Origin of the sequence: Paenibacillus radicis (ex Gao et al. 2016) (genome assembly GCF_014641555.1) — a bacterium.
Taxonomy (GTDB): Bacteria; Bacillota; Bacilli; order Paenibacillales; family Paenibacillaceae; genus Pristimantibacillus; species Pristimantibacillus radicis.
Genome location: NZ_BMHY01000003.1, coordinates 219,412 through 244,729 on the forward strand (window position 1 = coordinate 219,412; position 25,318 = coordinate 244,729).

The following is a 25,318-nucleotide window of genomic DNA, read 5'->3' on the forward strand; positions in this document are numbered from 1 at the left end:
TGCAAAAGTGCATTTGAAATCGCTCCATTTCACGCCAAAGGGGCTTTTTCGGCCAATCAAAATGCACATTTGCATTTTGAGGCGATAAATAATCGAAAAAGCGGCTGACAACCTGCACTTTTACATTTTAATTCGCGATTTTGTACAACTAACGCCAAGCCCAGAAGTAGAACCAACTGAAATGAACCGAAATGAAGGCGACTTAGCTGGATAAACTACCTTTTAGCGAAGTTACCTCGCTTTGCCTTTGGCTATATGGATTTCATTTCCTCAATCGGCGTATTGTTGCATACAAAATCAAAAAAAGCTGTCGAGATATTCTCGACAGCCCTTCTTCCTTTGCCTCCTATAAGGAAAGGCGAAGGTTTTTTACGTCATTAATTGATGTAATGCAAGTATTGCAGCATTCGCTTCAGCATCACCGCGCTTTGCGCTCTGGATGCTTGGGCTTGAGGAACAAATGTCGTATCGGTCATCCCTTGGATAATACCCAAGCCGACCAACTGCTCCGTTGCATCGACAGCCCAAGCTGCAACAGCCTTGCCATCAACGAACGGCTGCAGCGCACTCGCACCGCTTCCCGCCTGAGGCGTATTTCCCGCATAGGCTAGCGCCCTTGCGATCATAACGGCCATCTGCTCACGAGTGATATTGGCATTCGGACGGAACGAGCCGTCCTCATACCCTCCGATCAAGCCTGCTTGCTGAGCGACACCAACTGCTCCGGCATACCAGTCGGCGGCTTTCACATCACCGAAGGATTCGCCTGTACGAATCTCAGGCAATCCAAGCGCCCTGACCAGCAGCGCGGCAAATTCCGCACGGGTAATCGTATGATTCGGTGCAAAGCTGCCATCCGGCAACCCGCCTACAATCCATTTGTTCGCCAGCAGCTCAATATCTGCTTGCGCCCAATGTCCTTGTAAATCTGTAAAGCTTCGGTTCGATTGAATAATCGTATAGACGCCTTCACGGTGCAATTGAATCGTTACTTTTCCATCGTTCTCGAATACCGCAAGCACAAAATGCAGACGGTTATCGGCATCCAGCCAAACGGCCGTTGCTTTGTTGGGATCAACCTTAGCAGTCAGCTCTAGCGTTCGTTGCAAGTAAATACCTTGCCAGTTATTAAGGGTCTGACCATTTGTATCAAGGGCAACGACGATTGGATGCTGAAGAGCAGCAACCGAGCCCTGTTTGTTGATCGCTTCTTGCAAGCTGCCGCCTGCTTTGCCGGATGGCTGCGCAATTGTTACCGTAAGCGTTGAGCCTTCCCGCAAGCCTGCAACAGATTGAAGCGGAATATGCAAGCTATTGCCCTCCAGCATGACTTTAATGCTGGCATTCGGCTGTCTGCTCGATACGTCGCGCAGCGAATCGACAGGCAAATCGATTTTCACCGCAGAACCAAGTCCTTCAACTGCTATAACCGATTCTTGCTGTCCTTTGGAGAAGGCTTGAATCAACTGCTCCGGGGTCAGGAAGAGTCTTATAGCGGATTGGCCGTCTGTCGATGTTTCTTTCACTGCACGCACCTCCGTCAAAACACCGCCAATGACGATCTTCGCTGTAGTTGGGAGAGGAGTACCAGGATTTCCTGCGCCGCCTGATCCTGGACCTTCCCCGCCAGTACCAGGCGAAGATGTTCCGATACCGGAAACAGTAATCTCCTGAACCGCTTCATTGCCTAATACATCAATGGCATAAACGGTATAAATACCGTTTGAAGTGACATGGAATTTCTCCGAGGCGATAATGTCATTCCCCGCTCCTGCACTTTTGGCAAATTCAGCAGCACTTCGGCTTCCCGGCAGCCACAGCAGCGCTGACAACGTGTTGCCTTTCAAGCTAGCGGATACACTTGTTGTCACCGTCACGTCCGCGCCAGAGCTGCTCACGTTGCCTGCATTCAGAACGAGACCGGGAGCCTTCGAGGCAATGATGACATCGCTCATATCCGGTACAACATAATCGATCGCCGCTGGAGCTCCATTTAGCCGGGTAATACTTGCACTAGCCGGAAGCGCAAGCTCGGAGGAAGCAGTAATGTCATCCTCAAGCCCTTCCTCAAGACTGTATACGAAGGTAAGACTGTTCAACGGCACACCCTGAACTCCGTTATAAGAAGCATGGACGGTTTTCGTCGTCCCACCGGAGCCGATAATAAGCGGAATCGTCGGTGCTCCGTTTACCGTCACCATATATCCATAGTGAACGGTAAGGGTAAGAGTTGCATTTTTCCCATAGAGTCCATTAGCCGGAGCCTGAAGCACCAGTTGAACCCATGCCGCTTCAAATTGATCCAATGCCTGATTTAAAGCAGCAATAGCGGCAATAAACTGCGCTTCGCTTTGATTAGCGGCGTCATCAGCAATGGCTTGCCCCGCGTCGATTGCCACTTGCATGGCGGCACGGGCCGCTTCTGTAGTTTCGCCTACTCCCTTGCCTTCCGGGTGGTCCGCCAGCATTTGATTCGCTTCGGCTAACAAAGCTTCCAACGCTGCAGCATCTCCCGCTTGAACCAGTGTATCTTTGAATACAGTTATCGCGTATCGCAATACGGCAGAGGCAGCATCAAGCTGAACCTGCGTTTGATGGCCCGCATCATCAAAAACAACTTGGGCCGTATCGATTGCCGCTTGCAGAGCATCACGTGCGGCTCCTGTGGTTTCGCCTACCCCTGTACCTTCGCGATGATCTGCCAGCATTTGATTCGCATCGGCCAGTACTGCAGTCAAATCAGATGCATCTCCCGCTTGGATCAGTGTAGCTTCAAAAGCAATAATCGCTGCTCTCAGCACAGCAGCAGCCGTATCAATCTGTGCTTGCGTATGACTGCCCGCATTATTGGCAACAAGCTGTGCCGCTGTTATAGCGGCTTGCAAGGCCGAACGCGCCGCAGCCGTCGTCTCACCGACTCCGGTTCCTGCCGGGTGATCCGCAAGCGCCTGATTGGCATCTGTCAACGCGGCTTGCAGCGCCGTTGTGTCAGGCTGTATGATCGCCGCATTAAACGATTGAATAGCGGCTTGCAACAGAGCTCCCGCCCCATTCAGATCGGCAGTCGTATTGATATTCCGTATGGAATCGATGAATAGCTTGGCATCGCTAAGCGCAACCGTCAATGCTACATGGACATGGAGAGGCACTTGGCCTACCATTGGGCCAGGACTATGATCCTTCAGCAGCTGTTTGGCTGAGGCAATGGCCTCAAACAGCGACGTTCCATCTACAAACGTATATCCTTTATTTCTCGCATAGGTTTGTACGGCTGAGCCCGCATAGCCGAATAGCTTCAAATCTGCCGCAACGGCTTGATTGTTGTTAAAGGAATTGGATTCGATCGTTACAGTCTTGCCCATCACGACGACGCTGGACAACTGATTATAGCGAAAGGTATAACCGCCGATGCTCCTTATGTTTGCCGGTATCACAACGCTCGTCAACTGATTGCCTCTAAACGCAAAATCGCTGATGCTCGTCAGATTCTCCGAAATACGTACACTGGTCAGTAAATTGTTCGCAAACGCCTCCTGCTCCATGCTCGTTATGCTATCCGGAATAACGACCCCTGTCAGTTTGTTATTGGCAAACGCTCTTGGACCCAGACTCGTGACACTGCTGGGGATATCTACGCTAGTAAGAAAATTATAGCCAAATGCATTATCGCCAATGCTCTTTATCCCGTTATGGATCACAACGCTAGTAAGATCGTTGATATAAAAAGCTGTATCTCCGATTGCAGTTACCGGCACCCCTCCTAAAGTGGTTGGGATCGTAATGTCCACGCCCGCGCCTCTATTAAAATCTGTTATGGTTGCCTCATTGTTGGCAATCGTGTACGTATAATCATTCTCCTCCAGCGCATAGATAAGGGGAGTCTGTGAAAATAAAGTACAGACGGTGATTAGCACGACTAATAGACATAAAAAAGTTTTTCTCATCTTGTTCTCCTCTCAAAAATGGTTAATCCACCGCCTCTCATTGTAGCAACGGCCAATAAAAGAATAGTGAAAGACAGATGTGCAAAAACAGCAAAGAACCGCGCAGCATCAAGCCTTCGCGGTTTTTGTCGAAGATCGAACTATTTTATAGCATTAACTTTCCGATCAATTTTCGTTCAACAGATTAGCTCGCCACTGATCATACAGCTCAGGGATTGGCCTCCAACGCTTTCTGTTCATAAACCTCCCTCATCAAAAATTAACAAAGGGAGCGCAGACATAGGCTGCGCTCCCTTTGTTGTTAATCTCATGCTATTTTCTAGATGGCGCTTCCCAAATGGCTTTCAGCCAGCCATCAAACTCTTCGCCTTTGTCGCCCTCGTACGTATCATAAATATCCGAACGCGTCTTTTGAAGCTTTTCCTTAAACTGCTCGAAGGTATGGCCCTCTGGCAGGCTTTTCTTAATCCGCAGCAAAATCTTGTTTGTCCCTTTGAACAGCTCGCCTTTCGTTTTGGCAGGCATTTGCACCGCTTCACCGAGCTTCTTCAGACTGCGGTAAGCAGCTTCCCGTACTTGAAATACAGGATCGCCGGACAATGCGTGCTGCAGCAGCTTAATGGATGGATCAGTATCCATCTGGCCAAGCTCCTTTACGGCGTTCAATCGGTCGCGCCAGCTTCCTTTGCGATTAACCGCTTTTTTCAGCTCCTCGAAAATGTCCGGTTGTTGTTCATTAACGTCTTCAACATTATGGTTACTCAACATTTAATCTCCTTAATCATTGCCGCACCCGGCAAACGATGAATTGAATTTCGTACTGATGCGATCTATTATAGCATGAACCTGACCAAACTTATCATTCGATCGGTGTTTGATTAAAACTAGCGTCATACTCTTCTCTAGCCAAAGCGACTTGGGCATAGTGTGCTGCAGCCCATTCTTTTAACATCCGCATATGAGGAATCAACGATTCTCCTAAAGAAGTTAACGTATATTCTACAATCGGCGGAACCTTGGGCGTGACCTTCCGGCTGACTAACCCGTCCCGCTCCAATTGCTTCAAAGTTTGCGTCAGCATTTTTTGCGATATGCCTTCTATACGATTCTTGATCTCACCGTAACGGATCGTACCATCCTCCAGAGCATAAATAACTAGCGCCGTCCACTTGTTCGAAATAATTTCAAGCACATGCGTATAGCTGCATATCGTCAGAGAGATGTCTGCGGTTTTCATCGTTATCCATCCTCCTTACGCACCTTTAGGTTCGTTAACCACCTTAAAGTGCCGTCTTACTTGATCTTAAATCATGGATTATTATATGTCTATTCCTAACTAAGTAAGGGGAGATGCACAATGAAAGCCTATGTTATTCAAGGCGGCTTTGGCCTTGATCATATTGAAGAAGTCCATTATCCGATTCCGAGTCCTGCGCAGAATGAAGTGCTTATTCGAATGAAAGCTGTGTCGCTCAATTCCCGGGATCTTGGCGTTATTGACGGATTTTATGATCCACATCTGACAATGCCTTTTATTCCTGTATCTGACGGAGTAGGTGAAATCGTCGCATTAGGAGAGAACGCGACAAAGTTTCAACTAGGAGAGCGAGTGAGCGGCATCTTCACCCAAAGCTGGATTACCGGTGAAGCTACTCAAGAGAACTGGGTTTCTACACTGGGCAGCCCTTTAAGCGGGATGCTTGCGGAATATGTTGTGCTTCCTGAGCAGGGGCTGGTTCGTGTTCCCGAGCATTTGACGGATGCAGAGGCGGCAACTCTGCCTTGCGCCGGCGTTACTGCGTGGCATGCCATCGTAGAAGAAGGTAAAGTTAAGGCAGGCGATACCGTTGTCGTTCAAGGCACCGGCGGCGTTTCATTATTTGCTCTTCAATTCGCCAAACTGCAAGGCGCGAGAGTTATTGTCACTTCCAGCAGCGATGAGAAGCTGGAACGAGCCCGGGCACTTGGGGCCGATTTCGGCATCAATTACAGGGAGACGAAGGAATGGGATCAGGCCGTTTTAGCGTACACAGACGGGCTGGGCGCCGATCACATCGTTGACCTTGGAGGGGGAGCTACCCTAAACCGTTCTCTCACCGCATTAAAGGTAGGCGGGCAAATCAGTATGGTTGGCGTTTTGACGGGAGCGAGCGTTGAGGACTTTGCCATTATCCCCGCCATCATCAGAAGGGCGAAACTGCAAGCCATTAACGTAGGAAATCGTACGATGTTTGAAAAAATGAATGCCGCCATTAAACATCATCGCTTGAACCCGGTCATCGATAGCGTATACCCGTTCACTCAAGCCATACAAGCTCTTCAGCACTTGTCCAGCGGGTCCTATTTCGGGAAAATCTGTATCGTATTTTAACTAAAAACAATGTCTGCTTGAGGAGGACTGCCGGTCCTCCTCAGATTATGCCTATCCATTCTCTCTACATCGAGACAATAATAATACACACAATCATCGTAGCATTACATCTTTAGGAAAAAATGTAAGCGTTATATACTGGGTTCATAAGTCCGTTCACAACTACATGATAGCGCCATGTTGCCGCATCACTTCGTAAACCAATATTTACTAAATATTGGTTTTGTTTCATTGTGCGGATCGATTGATTGCCATATCGATTGAATGAGACTATTACCCTCAATAGAAAAGGAGGCGTTTGAAAAAAGCACCATCGGCCTTGCTCAATAATGTAAGCGCATTATTTCTTGGTTAAAACAATGACTAGGAGGATGTTTATGTTTTTAATGAGGCAATCCAAGCGCAATCCCATCGTTATTTGGTTTCTGGCGGCGGTGATCCTGCTGTCGCAGCTCACGCTGTACCCTTCGCATTCTTCTGCGGCAGGCGGGCCAAACCTGGCAACGGGTAAAACAGTAACAGCCAGCGGACACGCAGATGTCTATGTAGCCAGTAATGTAAATGACAGCAACCAAGGCACCTATTGGGAAAGTACAAACAATGCTTTTCCGCAATGGCTTCAAATCGATCTCGGTGCAAACACCAATATTGATCAAATCGTGCTGAAGCTGCCTGCGAGCTCGAGCTGGGCAACACGTACGCAAACACTATCCGTACAAGGCAGCACAAACGGCTCAACGTTCTCCGATATTGTAGGCTCTGCAAACTACGTATTTAATCCGTCGGTCAACAGCAACTCCGTGACGATTAACTTCACCGCCACGAATACCCGCTATGTTCGTCTTAACATTACGGCAAACACAGGCTGGCAGGCCGGGCAGATTTCCGAATTTGAAATCTACGGTGCTACAGTAACGCCTACACCAACACCTACTCCAACAGCCACACCAACACCAACACCAACACCAACACCTACTCCAACAGCTACAGCAACGCCTACACCAACACCAACACCTACTGTCACACCTACTCCAACACCAACGCCTACTGTCACACCAACACCTACGCCTCCAACCGGCAGCAATTTGGCGATTGGAAAAACAATTACTGCTTCTTCCTCTACCTTCACATTCGTAGCTGCAAACGCCAATGACGGCAGCACGGCTACATACTGGGAAGGCGGAAGCAATCCAAGTACGCTGACTGTTGATCTGGGCTCCAACCACAATCTTACTTCTATCGTTCTCAAGCTGAATCCGGGGAATGATTGGAGCACGCGCACACAAACGATTCAAGTGCTGGGCAGCGATCAGAACTCATCTACCTTCAATAACATCGTTTCCGCTCAGTCCTATACGTTTAACCCTGCAACCGGCAACTCGGTAACAATTCCGGTTACAGCAACAGCTAAGCAAGTACGACTGAACATTACAACGAACTCCGGCGCTCCTGCAGGCCAAATCGCAGAATTCCAAATCTTCGGAACTCCGGCTCCGAACCCGGATTTGACGATTACAGGCTTGTCCTGGACACCAGCTTCTCCAATTGAGACCAATCCGATTACGCTGAACGCAACTGTAGCCAACATCGGTACAGCAAGCTCTGGCGCAACGACTGTTAATTTCTATCTCGGCACTCAGCTAGCCGGCTCTGCTCCAGTGGGCACATTGGCTGCTGGCGCAACAACTACCGTATCACTAAATGTCGGACCTAAAAATGCCGCCACATATGCGGTAAGCGCGAAAGTGGACGAAAGCAACCAAGTTATTGAGCAAAACGAGAGCAACAACAGCTACACGAGTGCAACGTCGCTCACTGTGGCTGCGGTATCCAGCTCTGACTTGATTGCTACAACTTCTTGGAATCCAAGCAATCCAAGCGCAGGCAATAACGTTACGTTTACCGTTAATCTTAAAAACGAAGGCAATATCGCATCTGCGGGCGGCGCTCATCCAATCACGCTCGTACTCAAAAATGCTGCTGGTGCAACGATCACAACGTTGAACGGCTCCTATAACGGTTCTCTTGCCGTTGGCGCTTCCGCCAATGTCGTACTTGGCACTTGGACGGCAGTTAATGGCAGCTACTCGGTGACGACAAGCGTTGCGGCTGACGCCAACGAAGTGACCATCAAGCAAGCGAATAACACCAACACAACAAGCCTGTACTCAGGCCGCGGTGCTAATATGCCGTTCACAATTCTCGAAGCTGAAGCATCCTCCAATACGACAAACGGTACGAAGCTGGCTCCTAACTTCAAGCCTGGCGACTTTGCAGGCGAAGCTTCCGGCCGTTCCGCTGTTAAGCTGGATGCAACAGGCCAATATGTAGAGTTCACACTGACATCCGCCGCCAACGCGTTTGTCCTGCGGAATGCGATCGCTGACAATACGTCGGGAACGATCAGCGTTTATGCTGACGGAGTGAGCAAAGGCAAGTTCAACGTAACGTCCAAATTCTCTTATGTCTATGCTACGCCGAGCACGCTTGGCCGACTGGGCTATGACAACTCTCCAGGAGCAGGACTTACAGCTTACTGGCTGTATGAGGATTCACAGCTGCTGCTTGACCAAGTCTACCCTGCTGGAACGAAGATCAAAATCCAGAAGGACGCCGGAGACGTGCCTTGGATCTATGTCGATATGATCGAGACGGAAAATGTTGCTCCTGCTGCGACTAATCCAGACCCTAGCAAATACGTTCAAGTTTCCGCTACGAAATCGATCGAGCAAGCGCTTAATGAATTCAGACAGGATACGACGAAAAAAGGTATCTTCATCCCTGCCGGCGAATGGACGATTACCAACAAAATCTTCCTCTATGGCCGTGCAACTGAAATTATTGGCGCGGGCCCATGGCACACCAAATTGATAGCGCCGCAAAATCAAAGCAATACGGATGTCGGCTTCAACATTAGTTCGGCCGCCAACGGTTCCACAATCAAAGACCTGTCCGCTTGGGGCAACTATGTATACCGTACTGACGGACCTGGTAAATTCATCGACGGCAACGGTATGCAAAATGTAACGGTTCAGAACGTTTGGGTCGAGCACTTCATCTGCTTGTACTGGGGTGTCAACTCTTCCTACAATACGTTCAAAGACAACCGGATTAAAAATACGTTTGCAGACGGCATCAACATGACGAACGGTTCCTCCTACAACGTCATCGACAACAACTACTCCAGAGGAGCTGGAGATGATGCATTCGCCTTGTTCAGTGCAATCGATTCTGGCGGTTCGTACAATGTCGGCAACAAGTTTACTAACCTGACGGCTACCAACGTCAGACGTGCAGCCGCTTTTGCCGTATACGGCGGTTCCGATAACCTGTACCAAAATCTGTACGGAGCAGATACGCTGACTTATCCGGGCATCACAATCAGCAGCTTGAGCTTTGGCTATAACACATTAGGCTTCGGCGATAAGGATACCGTCATCGACGGCGTCACGCTGGACCGGACTGGCGGAGATTTCTGGACCAGCGTCGGTGCAGACGATAAAATCAACGAATACCAAAACTTTGGCGCGATCTGGTTCTTCGGAGGAGACAGAACGTTCAAAAACATTTTGGTTAAAAACGTGGACATCAATAACCCAGTCTACTTCGGCTTGATGTTCCAAACCAAATCGCCGGAAAACCTGGCGATGCAAAACGTTCGCGTAGAGAACGTCAACATCAACAACCCAACCCGCTATGGCATTAAGCTCGTCGTCAGCGCTGAGAGCGGTCAAGGGCCGGCTCGCGGTTCGGCAAGCTTTACGAATGTGAAAATAAACAATCCTGGCGTTGCAGCCATTTATGGCGAAAGCGGCAGCCCGAACTTCACCGTCAACAGAGTTTCGGGGAACAACTGGTAAACCGCAATAATAAGCAAACGGCCTGCTCGATAATCGAGCAGGCCGTTTTTCCTTGTCTATGTCCGGTAAGCCGGATAAGGACTGCTTAATCCCAAGTGATCACGAAGTGTCGTTCCGCTATACTGCGTCCGAAACAAACCCCTTTTTTGCAATTCTGGCACGACCTCATCAACAAACTCATCTAGTCCGCTTGGCAGCAGCGGCGGCATCAGATTAAACCCGTCGCACGCCCCCTGCCGGAACCATTCCTCCATCAGATCTGCCAGTTGCACAGCGGTTCCAACAAAGGTTTTATGACCTCGTGCGCCAATGACGCGCTGGCTTAACTGACGGATGGTCAGCTCTTCTTTCTCGGCTAAACTGACAAGCATCTTAATGCGGCTAATTACCCCGCTTGTCGAAGCTTCAGGGAGAGGGATGGACGGCAGCGGTCCATCCAGATCATAGGAAGCCAGGTTGAAATTCAATAAGCCGGATAACTGGGCTACTGCCACATGAGGAAGCACCAAGGCGTCAAGCTCCTGCTGTTTTTCCCGCGCTTCCTGCTCAGTGGCTCCAAGTATCGGGGAGATACCCGGCATAATTAACAGCCCATGCTCGGCACGGCCAAAGGACGCCAGCTGACCCTTCACGCTTTGATAGAAATGCTTGGCTTCCTCTATCGTTTGCTGTGCTGTAAAAACAACCTCGGCAATGCTCGCAGCAAATGCTTGACCCGCAGGCGAAGAACCTGCTTGAATAAGCACCGGATAACCTTGCGGAGGGCGCGGTACATCCAATGGGCCTTTCACGGTGAACCAGTCGCTTTTATAATCAATCTCCCGCACCTTGTCCAGATCGGCATAAATACCGGAAGCTTTGTCCGCCAGCAGCGCCGTATCCTCCCAGCTATCCCATAGCTCCTTAACGACCTTAACAAACTCCCCGGCACGCTCGTAGCGAAGCTCATGGGCAAGATTCGTCTCTCTTCCGAAGTTATGAGCCTCAGCCTCCGTACCCGTCGTTACGATATTCCAGCCGGATCGGCCATCGCTAATATGATCCAATGTGGCCAACTTGCGGGCGGTGTGGAAAGGCTCGTTATAGGTTGTGGATGAGGTAGCAACCAGACCTATCTGTTCCGTAACAGCGGCCAATGCCGACAGCAAACTGAAAGGCTCCAGTGCACCGCCTACATTATGCTCAATAGAAGAGAGACTGCGTCCTACAGCCAGTGCATCGGCTATGAACACCATGTCGAGCTTTCCTCTCTCCGCCGTTTGCGCCAGCTGAACGAGCTGACGGAAGTCGATGTTGCCTCTCGCATTTGCCTCCTGATGCCGCCAAGCCGCTGCGTGATGACCAGCGCCCAACAGAAATACGCCTAACGCCATATTTTTTCGCGAATTACTCATTATGCATTCTCCTTATTTAGAGGGAAACTTCTCCCTTCGCTCGCCGCAAGGCTTTGCGCTCCAGACGGAATAACAGCTGATTGCTCAGTATCGCCATGCCAGATACAAGCAGCGCTCCCCAGATGATTTTGGCCGGATTATTCTGATATAAGCCATCGAACAACAGAACGCCAAGTCCGCCTGCATTGATCCAGGAAGCAATCGTAGCGATGCCGATCGTCGTCGTAATCGTCAGCCTGATACCGCCAATAATGATCGGCAGCGCCAGAGGAAGCTCAATTCGCCAAAACAACCGCAGCGAACCAAGCCCCATTCCCCTGCCCGCCTCGATAATGCTCGGATTGATCGACTTGAAACCCGCAAGCAGATTACGCACAAGGAACAGCTGGCTGTAGGCGATTAACGCAATGAGGGCAGGCGTAATGCCTACCCCGACGAGCGGCACGAGAAAGGCGAACATCGCCATGCTCGGCACGACATAGACAAGACCTAGTGCAGCCAGTACAGGGATCGTGAAGGCTTGAACCCGCAAGAGCAGCAAACTGACCGGTAGGGCAATGAGCAAGGCGATAACCAGCGTCGCCAACGTAAGGAAAATATGCTGAACGGTCAACAACAGCAGTTGATCGTAATGCTTGATCGCGTAGTCCATGTTCACACCCCCTTCCTGTCACTCACACCTTCAATTTCAATTGCTCCCAAGTGATACTGCCTACGGGAATGTCCTGTTCATCCACCACCCATACCACGCTCACTTCCGGCTGCAGCAGAAGCAGCAATACCGACTTTAACGACGACTCCCGACCTGTTACTCTTGCCTCTCCCCAGCTGCTTGCATTCGGAGCGGAATCGATCGGAACCATCGCGTCTTCCGCCTTAATCAAATCCAGCTGATTGAATTGATTGTCCGATTTAACCAGCTTCTGAACAAATTCATTAGCCGGGCGGGCTAAAATCTCAAGCGGCGTATCGTATTGCTGAATCGTGCCTTCATTCATCACGATAATCCGGTCGCCCAGCTTCATCGCTTCCTGCACATCATGCGTAACGAATAAAATCGTCTTATTGAGCTTCTTCTGAATTTGTATCATTTCATCCTGCAGCGACTCCCGGGTAATCGCATCGATTGCTCCGAAAGGCTCGTCCATCAGCATAATGGCCGGGTCGCCTGCCATAGCACGGGCAAGGCCAACCCTCTGCTGCTGTCCTCCCGACAATTGCGCAGGGTAGCGCTTCTTGAACGACTGCGGCAAATGCACCAGATCAAGCAGATAATCGATTCGCTCTTCAATTCGCTTCGGAGACCACTTGAGAACTTTCGGTATGGTCGCAATGTTCTCCTCAATGCTCAGATGAGGAAACAAGCCGATACCCTGAATGACATATCCGATTTGGATACGCAATGCGTTCAAAGGCATTTTCGTTATTTCTTGACCATTAATGAGAATATTGCCTGAGGACGGCTCATGAATCCGATTGATCATTTTGAGCAGCGTCGTTTTCCCGCAGCCCGATGCACCGAGAATCGTGACAAAGCTGCCCGCCTCGATTCTCAAATTCGTTTCATTGACGGCCGGCTTAGCCGCTTTAGGAAAGGTTTTGGTCACCCGATTAAACACAATTGCATCTTGGTTCATGGTTACTCATCCTATTTTTTCAAGATACCTGCCTCTTGCAGGAACTGCTTCGCCACGTCTGTATATTCCTGTTTGTTAATATCTACTTCGGCATTCAGCTTTTGCAGCGTCGCTGTATCCAGCTTGGCCGATACTTCATTCAAGATGTCGTCGATGCCTTTGTTTTTCTCCAGCACATCCGCTTTAATAACCGGTGCTACGTAGTAAGGCGGCCAGAAATGTTTATCATCCTCAAGCAGAACCAAGTTAGGCTTCGTCAGCTCTCCATCGGTTGTGAAGGCCACCGTTACATCCGCCTCATTATCATGCAGAGCCCTGTACTTCACACCGGCGTCGAACAGCTTCACCGATTTAAACTCAAAACCGCCGTAAGCCTGCTTCAAACCTTTCAATCCATCCTCGCGGTCTTCAAAGCCGGTTACGGCTGCCAGTCTGAGCTGCGGCGCCAGCTCCGCCAATTGCGACAACGTCTTCAAGCCGTATTTGTCGGCTACTTCCTTCGTAACCGTCAAGCCTTGCGAATTGTTGGCTTGCGTCGAAGCCAGCCATACGAGATTGAACTGGTCCTTATACGCCTTGGATACCGTATCGTAAACTTCCTTCGGATCGGATAGCTTCGGCAGCTTCAGGATCGAGAGCAGCGCCGTTCCTGTATATTCCGGGTAAACGTCAATATCGCCCTTCACAATCGTTTCATGCGCCAGCAGACCGGCAAGCTTGAATTTGCGATTCACTTTGTACCCGGCATTCTCTAGGGCAAGCGAATAAGCTTCCGATAGGATAAAAGCTTCCGTAAAGTTTTTAGAGCCGACATTAATCGTTCCTTTGCTGGCTGAGCCTGATCCGGCGTTTCCGCATGCGGATACAACCAGAGACAGGAGCAGGATGACGCTTGCGATCATAATTGATTGTTTTTTCATTACAAACTAACCTCCATTCATTATTTGGGCCACGAAGACCATTTCTCCACCACAGACAATACAATTTCAATGCCAACTGCAAATATCGTAATCGGAATGGCACCAGCCAATACGATTGCAAAATCATTAATGCTTAATCCATTAATAATGAAAGTGCCAAGTCCCCCGCCGCCAATAAATGCGGCAAGCGTTGCGCTCGCGGTAACCTGCACAGCCGACGTTTTTGCTCCGGTAATGATGAGAGGCAATGCTAGAGGAAGCTCGATTCGTCTCATAATCCGTGCCTCGCCCATCCCCATCCCTGAAGCGGCCTCCAGAATGGAGCTGTCTATATTCCGAAAGCCTAGATACGTATGGATCAGAATCGGCGGACATGCCAGCAGCGTCAGCGCAACAAGGGACGGCGTAAAGCCCGTACCTAGAAAAGGCATGATCGCGACCAGGACAGCAAGGCTAGGAATAACCCGCAATGTATTGAAGAGATTCATAATGGGAGCGGCGAATTTTGCTTTTTTAGCACAAATAATTCCGAGTGGCACGCAAAGCACGACGCCGATCAAAAATGCCGAAAAACTCAGCACCAAGTGAACTCTCGATTCTTCCAAAAACCGTTCCTGATTATCGGAAATATATTGAATAATCTCATGCAGCATCTCCTGGTCATCACCTCCATCAGCAGCAAAGATCGCTGTCAGGACAAGCTTTCATTGACATTATAGAAGATAGGATTTAAAATTCACATATGAAAAACAAAGTAATTCAACCCTTTTACTAAGGTATTATAAAAAGTTGATTGAATCCTCTTTATTTGATTTGAACACTTCATTCAGAAGCACAGAATTAGAATGAGGCAGCAGGACTTCAATTGAATGGAAAGGGAGAATCGAGATGGATGATACGGACGTAAAAATATTGAAGATGCTGCAGGAGAATGCGCGTTATTCGATGACTGAGCTAGGGAAGCAGGTTGGGCTGACACAGCCCGCTGTAACGGGGCGAGTCCGTAAACTCGAGGAACAGGGAACGATATCGGGCTATAAGGCGCAATTGAACCCTACTAAGATAGGCAAGACTGTAAAAGCCTTTGTTATGGTCCAGACCCAGCATTGCAAAGCCTTCAGCGAGCATTGCGCGAACGAGCCTGATGTCGTAGATTTGCATCGCATCAGCGGAGAGTTCAATTATCTGGTTAAAGTGATGACGGAATCGATTGAGAAGCTCGAGGCCTTCACGGCAAGCTGCAATAAATTCGGCTACTTCCAGGTGATGGTTGTCCTCTCCTCTCGAATCGAGCATAATCATAATTTTTGAGCAAGACGATTATACGTAAAAAAAAGAGCAGGGCTTGTCTCCATGTCATTAAACCTTAACCTAATGACATGGAGCCTCGTCTCTGCTCTTTTTTGCTTACCGGTTTATTATCCGTTTATTGCTGCTCTACTTTTTTCAGAAACGAAAGCACGGCAGCATTCAACTGATCTAGCCCCGGCTGCTCGATTGGGAAATGGCCAGCACCCTCTAGACTGACATATTTTTTGTCGCCTTTTATACGATCATAGAAAGGTTGACTGAAACGATACGGCGTCATAGGATCTATTTCCGGATGAACGAGCAATACCGGACAAAGATCAAATTGTTCGGGCTTCAGCTCTGGGCTTCGATTCAAAAACGTTCTTAACAATCGTAAAGGAATCTTAGTGCCCGCCGCATGGGCATCGTTCATAATGAGCTTGGTCAATTCGGCATTATTCGTAATCAAATTCATCCGGGATACATGGTTAACCGAGATTGCGAGTGAATCAAGCAAGCAGGGAAGCTTGTCCATACAATACTTCCCCCATCGGCTAATCAATCTGTTCGGAGCCAGCTGGTCGCGAAACTTAGCGTCGCTCGTATCAACGAATGTCGTTGCGATTAATCCTTTCACCCGCTTGCTCTGTACGGCCGTATGGTAAGCCAGCATTCCTCCTATGCTGCTGCCGAGCAGCACGATAGGCTTGCCGTCACGCTTCAGCTCCGCATCAATCAATTCTGTGAGGATATCAATCCAAAGCTGATAGTCCACAGATTTTGCCGATTCGGTATAGCTTAAGCCATAAGGCGGCAGATCCGGCGCGACGACTTCATAACCATTGTTTTGCAGGCTTCGTGCATAAGGAGCCAGCAATCGGCCATTGCCTCCGGCCCCGTGAATGAAAATAATTTTTAATTTGGCCTGCGGGGCAGGCATTTGATCAAGATGAATATGGACGTTCTGCCAAGTCATCCATTCTTCTATTGGCAAATGATTCTCCGTTAGCTGCATCTCTTCCGGAAAAAACGGCTGATATTGCTTCCAATAATCTATTGTTTGATTATACGTTTGAAGCTTACTCATGAATTTGCCCATCCTTTATAGGTAACGATTACTCTACTATAGCCATTATAGCCTTGCTATCATTGAGAATGGGTATCTTCTATAATTATAGTTATTAAAAAATGTACGAATCGAAAAGGCAGGTTGCAGCCGATGGACATGCGCGATCATATCAAGTTATGGGAACAGGCATATTGCAAAATAATAGACGTTCGCCGCATCACCTTGCGATCTCATGAAAACCAATGCAGCTATGTCGTACCCGCCAGCCTCTTTATCCTGTCTATCCGCGGAAATGCACAGATCATGCTGGACGGAACGGCCTACCATTGCCGGCGCTTCAAAGTGTTCCATGCCGGCAAAGGTGCCGTGCTGGATATTCACGCTAACGAAGAGGGGCTGGATTATTATGCCGTCTATTATAAAGGAAGCATGCCACCTCCGGTGCGGCAGAGCCTGATTGACCTGGCGGAGCGAATCCGCCCCTTTCATATACAGTTTGGCTTCGCCCCTGCTCTACCAGCCCCCTTGTATCATGGTTTGACAGAGATGCACAAGCAGTGGGAGCAGGCAAACTCCCTTAGCAGATTGCGAGTAAAAGCTTTATTTCATTCTTTCGTTCATGAGCTCTTAAACCAGATGCAGGAGCAGGGCATCAAACCGGAGAAGCGTGATTTGGCGGCCCAGATCATTGCTATTATTTATGAGCGTTATGCGGAAGCGATCACTTTGGAATCTCTATCCGAAAGCCTGAACTACAGCGTTGCCCATCTATCCTCCTATTTTAAAAGCCGAACAGGTCTAAGCCCCATCGATTATTTGATTAAAATACGGATGAACAAGGCGGCCATGCTGCTGATCGAAACCGACGCCAATTTAAGAGAAATTGCAATCGGTGTCGGCTATCAAGACCCTTTTTACTTGGGAAGGATGTTCAAGAAACATAAGGGCGTATCACCAACACGCTACCGAATAGAGCACTCCGCTAAGCGCAGCTTGGAAGATAGTCCTTCCACGAGCATGAGATCCTCCATTGTCTCACTTGAACCTCTCCGCTATACTGATGTCGGTGATAATCATTATCAACGTAATGGAGAGGACGAATTAACGATGTTTAGACATTCCAAACCGCCAATGGCGGCGGCTTTGCTTTTCAGCTTCATGTTATTGTTGAGCGCTTGCGGTGCAGGAAATATAGCGGAGACGCAGCCTACCCAAACCCCTGTGGAGACGGCCCCTGCTGCTAATGAACAACCGCAAACCAAAACCGTATCAACCGTCCTTGGAGATGTAGAGGTCCCTCTGCACCCCAAACGTGTAGTGGCAGGAGAATATTTAGGGAGCTTAATTGCTCTAGGCGTTATTCCTGTAGGAACATCCAGCCATCATATTCAAAATCCTTATTTCAAAGAGGCGCTGGACGGTGAAGGTGTAACGGATTTAGGAGAAGGAAATGGCGATCTGGAGAAAATTCTCGAGCTGGCGCCGGATCTCATTATTATGGATGACACCTATATTGAACTGAACGAGCAGTTGTCCAAAATCGCTCCTACCGTCGTTGTTCCTTTTGCATCCTTGAAAACGGTGCATGAAGAGCTGGACTATTTCGGCAAACTGCTTGGCAAAGAACAAGAAGCTGAGCAATGGCTCGCCGATTATGACCAGCGCATTGCTGCAGCGAAGGAAAAGGCCGTCCAAGCAGTTCCTGCTGGCAGCACGTTCTCTGTGTTGGAATGGATAGGCAAGGAAGTATCCGCAGTAGGCGCCAGCTACGGCAAAGGCGGCCAACCGATTTACCAAGGATTTGGCTTCAAGCCGCCTGCTGCCGTCGCTCAAGAGATGATTGATCCAGGCTGGGCCTCGCTCTCTAGTGAAGCTTTGCCGAAATACGCGGGTGATTATATTATTCTGACAACCGATCGCAAGATCGAGGATCTCAAGGCCGATCCGATCTGGAAATCGCTAGATGCTGTCAAAAACGACTGCGTATTTACATGGACCTCTGACCGCTCCTGGTATTGGGACCCCATCGCTATCCTTGCCCAGACAGAAGAGTTAGCGGCGTGGCTGGATGGAATGAAGAAGTAAAGATTTGCACGCTCTTCACGCGGCTTGCTTTGCATTGGGACATCCATCATACTGAAACATGTATGAATGCAAGGCAACAGCGGAGGGAGAGATTTTCATGAATCTACAACATAAAACAGCCATCATTACAGGCGCGGGCAAAGGAATCGGCAAAGCGACAGCCATAGCTCTTGCGAAGGAAGGCGTGCAGCTCGGACTAATCGCAAGAACAGCTAAGGATCTAGAGGTGCTTCAAGCCGAGCTTGTACAGGAGTATGGCGTTCAAGTTCACATTGCGACTGCCGATGTTGGCCATATAGAAGAAGTAAATACAGCTGTATCCGAGCTTATCGGGCACCTTGGCTCCGTTGACATTCTTATTAACAATGCAGGAATCGCTCAATTCCAGACCCTTCTCGATATGGAGCCTGGACAATGGGAGCAAATCATCCAAACCAACCTGATGGGCACTTATTACGTGACCCGTGCAGCGCTTCCGTCGATGATCGAGAAGAAAAGCGGCAGCATCATTAACATTGCTTCAACAGCGGGCGAGCGAGGTTTCGCTACAGGCTCCGCCTATGCTGCATCAAAGTTTGCCATTATGGGATTAACGGAGTCTCTTCTGCAAGAGGTTCGTAAATTCAACATCCGGGTGACCGCTCTTACACCAAGCACGGTGAATACGGATCTTGCAGCGCAAGCCGGGTTGAAAATCGGGGATGAGGATCGCATGATGCAATCCGAGGATGTAGCGGAGCTGATTATCGCAGCGCTTAAGCTGCCAGAGCGCGTGTTTATTAAAGCAGCGGGGATTTGGACGACAAACCCGCAATAAGAGTAAATCCCCTCCGGTTGTGACGGAGGGGATTTTTTTGAATCAAAGATCGATAACACCAATATAGACTTGCTGCCGGTCTGAGGGCAGTGAGAAAAGTGCGAAGAGACGAGAGCTGTCAGGCGCCCAGCGACATAAGCCAATGTACATATAGTCCTCCGTCAACAGCTTCGTCCCGCTACCGTCATAATCAGCCACAGCGACTCTAGTACCTGTGACGATATCATCTACACTTTCTCCTATCGCACCAAGCAGATAGGCTATACGGTTACCGTCAGGAGAAGGCTGAAATTGTGAGGGACCAAACCGGCCGCTACCCTTTTCTCCTATATAATAGTGAATTCTTTCAGTTGAACTGTCTGATGTTTCCTTTTTTAAGAGTGAGTACTCATCCAAATTGACAGGCCATGCAACCTCGGATGTAGCCTGACCTTCAGATCCATACAAGCTGAACTTTCCTTCATTGCTAACGAATAGCCGTCCGGTCACCGGTTCGACAAAGCTGTTCAAATACTCATATTCGTAAGTATTAACGATTTGCCGTTCCTCGCCACTTTCCAAATTTACAATTTTCAAAGCGATAACGTCGTCAAAGCCGTTATGCGCTACAAGAGATACGCCAGGTTCCAGCCACTCTATTCTTCCCCAATATGCTTTATCGAAAGGCAAAATGCTGGATTTACCGGAAGCAATATCGTAACGGGCGAGCTCATAATAAGGGCCAGCTCCATCTCCAATTTGTTCTCCTGTATCATGTAAGTAAACAAAGCCCGAAGAGTCAGGCAGCCATAAAGGCTGAGAATCTTTCCCTTCAGTTCTCCACTGCTTGCTTATCCCTGTAGAGGTTTTAATAATGCCCTCGATGTTTTTGTTATCGACACTATAACTGACCGCCCATTGGCCATCCGGGCTTGCATAGCTAGTACCTATCTGCGAAACAAGTACACCGCTTGCCAGCTTGTATTTACGATTGACCGATTGTTCTGCATCATACGTTTCCCATTCAACATGATCCTCGGCTAAACGCAAACTATACGTGTCGATGGATTCACTGCCGCTTTCCCATGCAACGGTCGACACACGCGATTGAATATTCATGCAGATAAGTCTTGTGGACTTCGAATCATGACTCTTGGCTAACAATAAAACTTCTTCCGAGCTGACAGCAACCATGTTCTCATAGTCGTATTCATCCGTTGAAAGCTTTATTGCATTAGCATAGTTGCGTCGCAGCAAGGCATCCATTGATTCTTCCGGCTCCGTCCGCTCTTCTGAAGTAACTAAGGGAGCAGTAGTAGCCTCAAGCACCGGTTGCCGTTCCGGTTGATCTAGATTGCTAGCGCAGGAGGTTATCACAGCAATAAGCACTAAGATTAATATTGCCTTCAACCATTTATTTAACAAGCACCCTCACTCCATCGATTAACAAATACTTACATAATCGTAGACGCTTCGAATGCATATATGTTGCATGATTTTACACTTATTTACTCCCCAAGCTAGCTGTAACGACCGTTTGCCGCTTTTCGTTGTTGCTGACTTTTACCTTAATGACCTTCTTGGTCTGATTACCTTGCCGGTCAGTGATGATGATTGTAATCTCATCTTCCCTTAATTTCTCCGGATAACCTTCCAGTTGAATATGTCCAATACCGTCATTACCAGCAGCCAGCTCTGTTTTCTCACTTGTACTCAGATCTGCTGGTTCTTTCTTTCCCGCTCCAAGAAAATGTGAGTAGTTGTCCTGTACGGCCCACTTGTGCATATTCCATGCAGTCCAGCGATACCAAATATCGCCATAATCTTTAAAATCATCATCAAAAGTCAGCGTCATTTTCTTATCGTAAAGCAGACTGAAATCCGCTTCAGACACTTGGCGCTTCTCATCGAATTTCTGATAATATTCTATGTTCCAATACTTCTCATGCTGTGTCTTCGTCCAGTCTTCCGCGTAAATGTATTCGTTCTTAGTAGACACTTCAATTTTCGCAATATCCTTGCCATCGATATAAAATTCCAGCCCAGGTCTGGAATCGATGTTGCTGATCGTTGTGGCGTTCTCGTTGGCTCCATTCTGATTATCCAACAATTTGAACACGGGTCCGTCTGACCCGATTCTTACATTAATGGCATAGGCCGTTGATTCTTCTCTGAATGGGATGCTTAGAAAAACGATGACTGCCACCAGTACAACACAGATCGCTGAAGCAGCCCATCTTATGCGCCGTCTTCTTAGGGGCTTCACTTGCACTACCGGCTGCTCCCCATTCAAAATATGTGCCTTCATCCTATCCTTTTGTTGCTCATCAGGCGTCATACTTTCGAATAAAGATGCTAACTCCTCTCTATTCATGCAGATCATCTCCTATCTCCAATTTGAGTCGCTTTCTGGCATTTCTCATCTGTGTTTTCACCGTGTTAATATTCAGCTTCAGCATCTTTGCAATCTCAGCTACCTTATAGCCTTCGTAATAATGCAGATACAAAACTAACCTGTAAGTAGCGGGAAGCTTGAGTAGTGTGTCTGTCATATCGTGGCTTAGGAGCATATCCATACCCGTTTGTTTAATCGGCGAAGTATCGAGATCTACGACTTTCTTTCTCCACCATTTACGAAGCAAATCACGGCATTGGTTTTGAGCAGTAACAATTAACCATGCTTTCTCATGCTCGGCATCGGCAAATGATTTGCCGCTCTCCATTAACTTAATGAAAACAGATTGAACCATATCTTCAGCATCCTGCCTGTTCCCCATTAGCGAGAAACATACTCGATAAACGACATTAACGTGACGATCGTATATAGCATGAATTGTGCTGTCTATTGAGAGCTTGTTCTCTTCAAATCTTTTGTGCGCAAACAGCAAGGACATGATCACCTGCCTCCTCCCCTTTTCTTCATAACACGATGTATGGGATCAAATGGTTTTCTACCCAGAAAATATTTTTCCAGAAAATTGATTTCCATAAAAAAAACAAAGGACAAGGAGTCACCCCTACGGTAGCCCCTTGCCCTCCTTAACACTTGGTTTGAAAATTCGCTTTTCCTTCCAAGACTGCATATAGAAATTGCTTCGACTTCTTCAATCGCTTCTGAACCTCTTCTATCTCTTGAATTTTTTGCTCAACGATTTTTTTCTTTACCTCGTAGGATAAATTGAGCTCTTGATTGACTAGCAGACTTAATTCCTCAATAGAAAAGTCTACGGACAAAAGTGCCTTCACATCATTCAGAAACTCAACAACCTCTTCGGAGTAAATACGATAATTATTTGCATCCCTTGTAACAAAGGTATCTGGAATTAAGTTTTTCCGTTCATAGAATCGCAACGTTGATATGGGCAGACCGGTTAATTTTGAAACATCATTTATTTTCATTATGCAGCCTCTTTTCACCCGCTTGCTATAAACCTAAGTTTATAGTTCATAATGCAAATATGATAACGAACGACATCCACAATGTCAAAAAATTTCATGTTATCAAAAGGAGAGATCTCATGTTTAACCATATTCAAAATAACGATTTCACCAGTATCGTCAAGGGCCGGCGTTCTGTACGTCACTATGATGAAAACGTTAAAATATCGAGGGAAGAGCTGACCGAAATCATTTCGGAAGCCAGCTTGGCTCCGTCCTCTGCAAATATGCAGCCTTGGCGTGTTGTTGTTGTTGATACTCCTGAAGGAAAAGAAAAGCTAAGACCGCTTGTACGCTTCAATACCGAACAAAATGATACTTCATCGGCTATGTTGCTCATTTTTGGTGACACGGATAGCTATTTAAATGTTGAGGAGATTTACAATACAGCTGTAGAACAAGGAAAAATGCCAGCTGAAGTAAGGGATCGCCAAGTCGAAACCATTTTATCGATGTATCCGACTCTCCCTAAAGAACTGAAGGTTGAAGTGGCAAAAGTCGATAGCAGCCTCTTTGCCATGCAGCTCATGTTAGTCGCTCGTGCACATGGTTATGATACGAATCCAATGGCAGGCTTTGAAGTGGATCAGGTCGCAAAAGCATTTGATCTGGATGAAGAACGTTATGCTCCAGTAATGATTATCTCAATAGGCAAAGCCAAAGCAGAAGGTCATGAGTCTGTCAGATTAAGTTCGGACAAGATTACATTCTGGAAGTAACCATTTATCCTTTCTACAAAAAAACAGCCAGTATGAACTGCAACTCCAATGGGTTCAGTTCATACTGGCTGCCTCTACGCTTCCGTTATACATTCACTTTATAATTTAAGGCAAGCTCATCGCCAGGTACGCCGCGAATTCCCCAGTCATGCTTTGGCGTCTCAAATATGGTGATTTCGAGGTCTTGCGGTGTAATGCCGACGCCATCATTGATCCTTTGGAATAATAGCCGAATCAATTGCTTCTTCGTCTCAACTGTCCGACCCTCAAACATACTAATTTCAATAATGGTGTACGCGTCCGAACGATCATGGGCGAAAATAAAATCTTCCCGATCCATAGGAAAAAAACGATGAAATCTCTTATCAGGAGGAAATTGAAAAGCCTCCACTACAGCAGCATGAATGATATCCGAAAGCTGCTGTTTGAAGGGATTCAAGCTTTCCCTCACTCCGTAAATTTTAATTTGCGCCATTGCCAAACTCCCCTTTCCATTAGTGACCAAGTTCAAACTAGCCCCGCACTAGCGCATCAATTAAGTCCCTCTCATTCATAGATGTGGCAAGATACATCAAACGTTCCTTCTGAGATTGTGTCAAAACATCTAGATTAACGTTGTATTTCGTGATCAGCAGATTAATCGTTTGCATATTTTCAGGACTTGGATTCCAAGAAGCAATCATATAGGCCGAGACGATTAATTTCTGTTTCGCATTCTTATCCGGTGCAATCCTTGGATAAGAAAATCGAATATTTTGCTCAGACTCGTCCAAAAAAACAAGTTTTATTGTCTCTCCTTCTGGATCAGCACCATGAGTCAACATCCAATCCAACCACTCAGGTTTACTTTCCATTATGGCGTAATATGCATCCAGATTATCTGCAACAGCTCCGTGCTCGTATAATAATTCAGCCATTTCAAACGAGGGTGGAGTCTGTATTTTGTAACTATTTCCTGCAATATCTCTCCGAATGACTTTCTCTTTTCCTACATGCGCCCACGACAAGTAAGAAAAATTGGAGTAATACTCCGGTATTTTATTAAAATCGATGGTTCCATTCTCCAATATTACTCTTACCAATTCAGTTTGTCTGCCAACCACTGCCTCAATTAAATGCTTATTGGCATCTGCACCAGAAGCCAGTGCTGCACTGCCCCATGCTGCATCCTTCTGATACAAAATAACTTGTTGCAAGGCATAGGTAGGATCCAGTCCCTCTTTCAGCAGAAAAGTAAAACGGGAAAGATCACCTCTCTTAAGCGCCTCCTGCAATTGAGGGAAAAAGTCCAACAGTGTAAGCACGGATTTTTGATTATCCCACTTCACACCAACATTAAAAAACGTCTGTAAAATGTTTGCAGGCACATAAAAAGAGCCATTTAGAATCGTTGCAGATTGATTCAGTTTTACTGTATTTCCATCTAACTTCGCCCATACATTGTTAACCTTCATCGCCAGCTTATGATTATGCTTATTTATCGTTACCGTTTTCCGGTCATCACTTAGCGTAAATTGAGCACCAACAAGACGAAGAGCATTTAATGGAATATACACCGTACCTTTTTGCAAAACAAGTCCAGGTTTTTGTTCGATTTTCTTCTCATTAACTACAAGTGTTATTTGTTTTTCAGTCTGTTTGGCAGCGGCTGCCAAGGATAAAGAAGCGTTTGATAAAAACAGTACTACAATAAGCATAAGCATCAGGCCCATAATACGTTTCATAATCTTGAATCTCCCCTTGAACGCTATAATCATTCTCTATAAAAACAATCATATATTAGCTCCTAAAAATA

Annotated in this window: 21 protein-coding genes; 6 read left to right on the plus strand and 15 right to left on the minus strand. The window is 47.5% G+C overall.

Features of this window, described 5'->3' with window-relative positions:
• Window positions 1-377: 377 nt before the first annotated feature.
• From IEX98_RS09645 to IEX98_RS09655, 3 genes are all read right to left on the minus strand, one after another.
• Complete coding sequence (locus tag IEX98_RS09645) at window positions 378-3,944, minus strand: S-layer homology domain-containing protein (protein WP_188888749.1); 3,567 nt, start codon at window positions 3,942-3,944, stop codon at window positions 378-380.
• A 312-nt stretch (window positions 3,945-4,256) separates the two neighbouring features.
• Window positions 4,257-4,712, minus strand: coding sequence for a HEAT repeat domain-containing protein (locus IEX98_RS09650; RefSeq protein WP_188888750.1), 456 nt, complete (start codon window positions 4,710-4,712; stop codon window positions 4,257-4,259).
• A 91-nt stretch (window positions 4,713-4,803) separates the two neighbouring features.
• On the minus strand, window positions 4,804-5,181 hold the full coding sequence (locus tag IEX98_RS09655; RefSeq protein WP_188888751.1) for a winged helix-turn-helix transcriptional regulator: 378 nt from the start codon (window positions 5,179-5,181) through the stop codon (window positions 4,804-4,806).
• 120 nt (window positions 5,182-5,301) lie between these two features.
• On the opposite strand from IEX98_RS09655, the gene IEX98_RS09660 reads away from it, so the two are divergent.
• Both IEX98_RS09660 and IEX98_RS09665 read left to right on the plus strand, forming a co-directional pair.
• Window positions 5,302-6,315 (plus strand): zinc-dependent alcohol dehydrogenase family protein, encoded by a 1,014-nt coding sequence (locus tag IEX98_RS09660; protein ID WP_188888752.1) that lies wholly within the window; start codon window positions 5,302-5,304, stop codon window positions 6,313-6,315.
• 377 nt (window positions 6,316-6,692) lie between these two features.
• Window positions 6,693-10,175 (plus strand): discoidin domain-containing protein, encoded by a 3,483-nt coding sequence (locus IEX98_RS09665; RefSeq protein WP_229692071.1) that lies wholly within the window; start codon window positions 6,693-6,695, stop codon window positions 10,173-10,175.
• Window positions 10,176-10,231: 56 nt separating this feature from the next.
• Here the strand turns inward: IEX98_RS09665 and IEX98_RS09670 are convergent, their stop codons facing one another.
• Genes IEX98_RS09670 through IEX98_RS09690 form a run of 5 tightly spaced genes read right to left on the minus strand, consistent with a single transcriptional unit; the run spans window position 10,232 to window position 14,779 of the window.
• Window positions 10,232-11,569 (minus strand): LLM class flavin-dependent oxidoreductase, encoded by a 1,338-nt coding sequence (locus IEX98_RS09670; protein ID WP_188888753.1) that lies wholly within the window; start codon window positions 11,567-11,569, stop codon window positions 10,232-10,234.
• 16 nt (window positions 11,570-11,585) lie between these two features.
• Window positions 11,586-12,221 carry an ABC transporter permease gene (locus IEX98_RS09675; RefSeq protein ID WP_188888754.1) on the minus strand — a complete coding sequence of 212 codons (636 nt, stop codon included), beginning with the start codon at window positions 12,219-12,221 and terminating at the stop codon, window positions 11,586-11,588.
• Window positions 12,222-12,243: 22 nt separating this feature from the next.
• Window positions 12,244-13,206 carry an ABC transporter ATP-binding protein gene (locus IEX98_RS09680; protein ID WP_188888755.1) on the minus strand — a complete coding sequence of 321 codons (963 nt, stop codon included), beginning with the start codon at window positions 13,204-13,206 and terminating at the stop codon, window positions 12,244-12,246.
• An 11-nt stretch (window positions 13,207-13,217) separates the two neighbouring features.
• Entirely contained in the window at window positions 13,218-14,126 is a 909-nt protein-coding gene (locus IEX98_RS09685; protein ID WP_188888756.1) for an ABC transporter substrate-binding protein, read from the minus strand.
• A gap of 20 nt (window positions 14,127-14,146) precedes the next feature.
• Complete coding sequence (locus tag IEX98_RS09690; protein ID WP_188888757.1) at window positions 14,147-14,779, minus strand: ABC transporter permease; 633 nt, start codon at window positions 14,777-14,779, stop codon at window positions 14,147-14,149.
• A gap of 235 nt (window positions 14,780-15,014) precedes the next feature.
• Between IEX98_RS09690 and IEX98_RS09695 the strand changes: the two genes are divergently transcribed.
• Window positions 15,015-15,437, plus strand: a complete 423-nt coding sequence (locus IEX98_RS09695) for an Lrp/AsnC family transcriptional regulator (protein WP_188888758.1) — start codon at window positions 15,015-15,017, stop codon at window positions 15,435-15,437.
• A gap of 115 nt (window positions 15,438-15,552) precedes the next feature.
• Here the strand turns inward: IEX98_RS09695 and IEX98_RS09700 are convergent, their stop codons facing one another.
• The gene (locus tag IEX98_RS09700; RefSeq protein WP_188888759.1) at window positions 15,553-16,503 is read right to left on the minus strand and encodes an alpha/beta hydrolase; all 951 of its coding nucleotides are present in this window, start codon (window positions 16,501-16,503) and stop codon (window positions 15,553-15,555) included.
• A gap of 132 nt (window positions 16,504-16,635) precedes the next feature.
• Between IEX98_RS09700 and IEX98_RS09705 the strand changes: the two genes are divergently transcribed.
• Complete coding sequence (locus IEX98_RS09705) at window positions 16,636-18,570, plus strand: AraC family transcriptional regulator (protein WP_188888760.1); 1,935 nt, start codon at window positions 16,636-16,638, stop codon at window positions 18,568-18,570.
• 97 nt (window positions 18,571-18,667) lie between these two features.
• Window positions 18,668-19,387, plus strand: coding sequence for a 3-ketoacyl-ACP reductase (locus IEX98_RS09710; RefSeq protein ID WP_188888761.1), 720 nt, complete (start codon window positions 18,668-18,670; stop codon window positions 19,385-19,387).
• A 42-nt stretch (window positions 19,388-19,429) separates the two neighbouring features.
• Here IEX98_RS09710 and IEX98_RS09715 read toward each other — a convergent pair whose 3' ends face one another.
• The 4 genes from IEX98_RS09715 to IEX98_RS09730 all read right to left on the minus strand — a co-directional run bounded on the left by IEX98_RS09715 (window position 19,430) and on the right by IEX98_RS09730 (window position 22,765).
• Complete coding sequence (locus tag IEX98_RS09715; RefSeq protein ID WP_194458307.1) at window positions 19,430-20,791, minus strand: hypothetical protein; 1,362 nt, start codon at window positions 20,789-20,791, stop codon at window positions 19,430-19,432.
• Between the two features lie 79 nt (window positions 20,792-20,870).
• Complete coding sequence (locus tag IEX98_RS09720) at window positions 20,871-21,740, minus strand: hypothetical protein (protein WP_188888763.1); 870 nt, start codon at window positions 21,738-21,740, stop codon at window positions 20,871-20,873.
• Window positions 21,733-22,260 carry an RNA polymerase sigma factor gene (locus tag IEX98_RS09725; RefSeq protein WP_188888764.1) on the minus strand — a complete coding sequence of 176 codons (528 nt, stop codon included), beginning with the start codon at window positions 22,258-22,260 and terminating at the stop codon, window positions 21,733-21,735. The genes IEX98_RS09720 and IEX98_RS09725 overlap by 8 nt, the downstream gene beginning before the upstream one ends.
• Window positions 22,261-22,405: 145 nt before the next feature.
• The gene (locus tag IEX98_RS09730) at window positions 22,406-22,765 is read right to left on the minus strand and encodes a MerR family transcriptional regulator (RefSeq protein WP_188888765.1); all 360 of its coding nucleotides are present in this window, start codon (window positions 22,763-22,765) and stop codon (window positions 22,406-22,408) included.
• A 119-nt stretch (window positions 22,766-22,884) separates the two neighbouring features.
• Between IEX98_RS09730 and IEX98_RS09735 the strand changes: the two genes are divergently transcribed.
• Window positions 22,885-23,523, plus strand: a complete 639-nt coding sequence (locus IEX98_RS09735) for a nitroreductase family protein (protein ID WP_188888766.1) — start codon at window positions 22,885-22,887, stop codon at window positions 23,521-23,523.
• Window positions 23,524-23,608: 85 nt separating this feature from the next.
• Here IEX98_RS09735 and IEX98_RS09740 read toward each other — a convergent pair whose 3' ends face one another.
• Entirely contained in the window at window positions 23,609-23,998 is a 390-nt protein-coding gene (locus IEX98_RS09740; RefSeq protein ID WP_188888767.1) for a tautomerase family protein, read from the minus strand.
• A 37-nt stretch (window positions 23,999-24,035) separates the two neighbouring features.
• A complete protein-coding gene (locus IEX98_RS09745) occupies window positions 24,036-25,247 on the minus strand; it encodes a copper amine oxidase N-terminal domain-containing protein (RefSeq protein ID WP_188888768.1) in 1,212 nt (403 codons plus the stop codon).
• Between the last annotated feature and the right edge of the window lie 71 nt (window positions 25,248-25,318).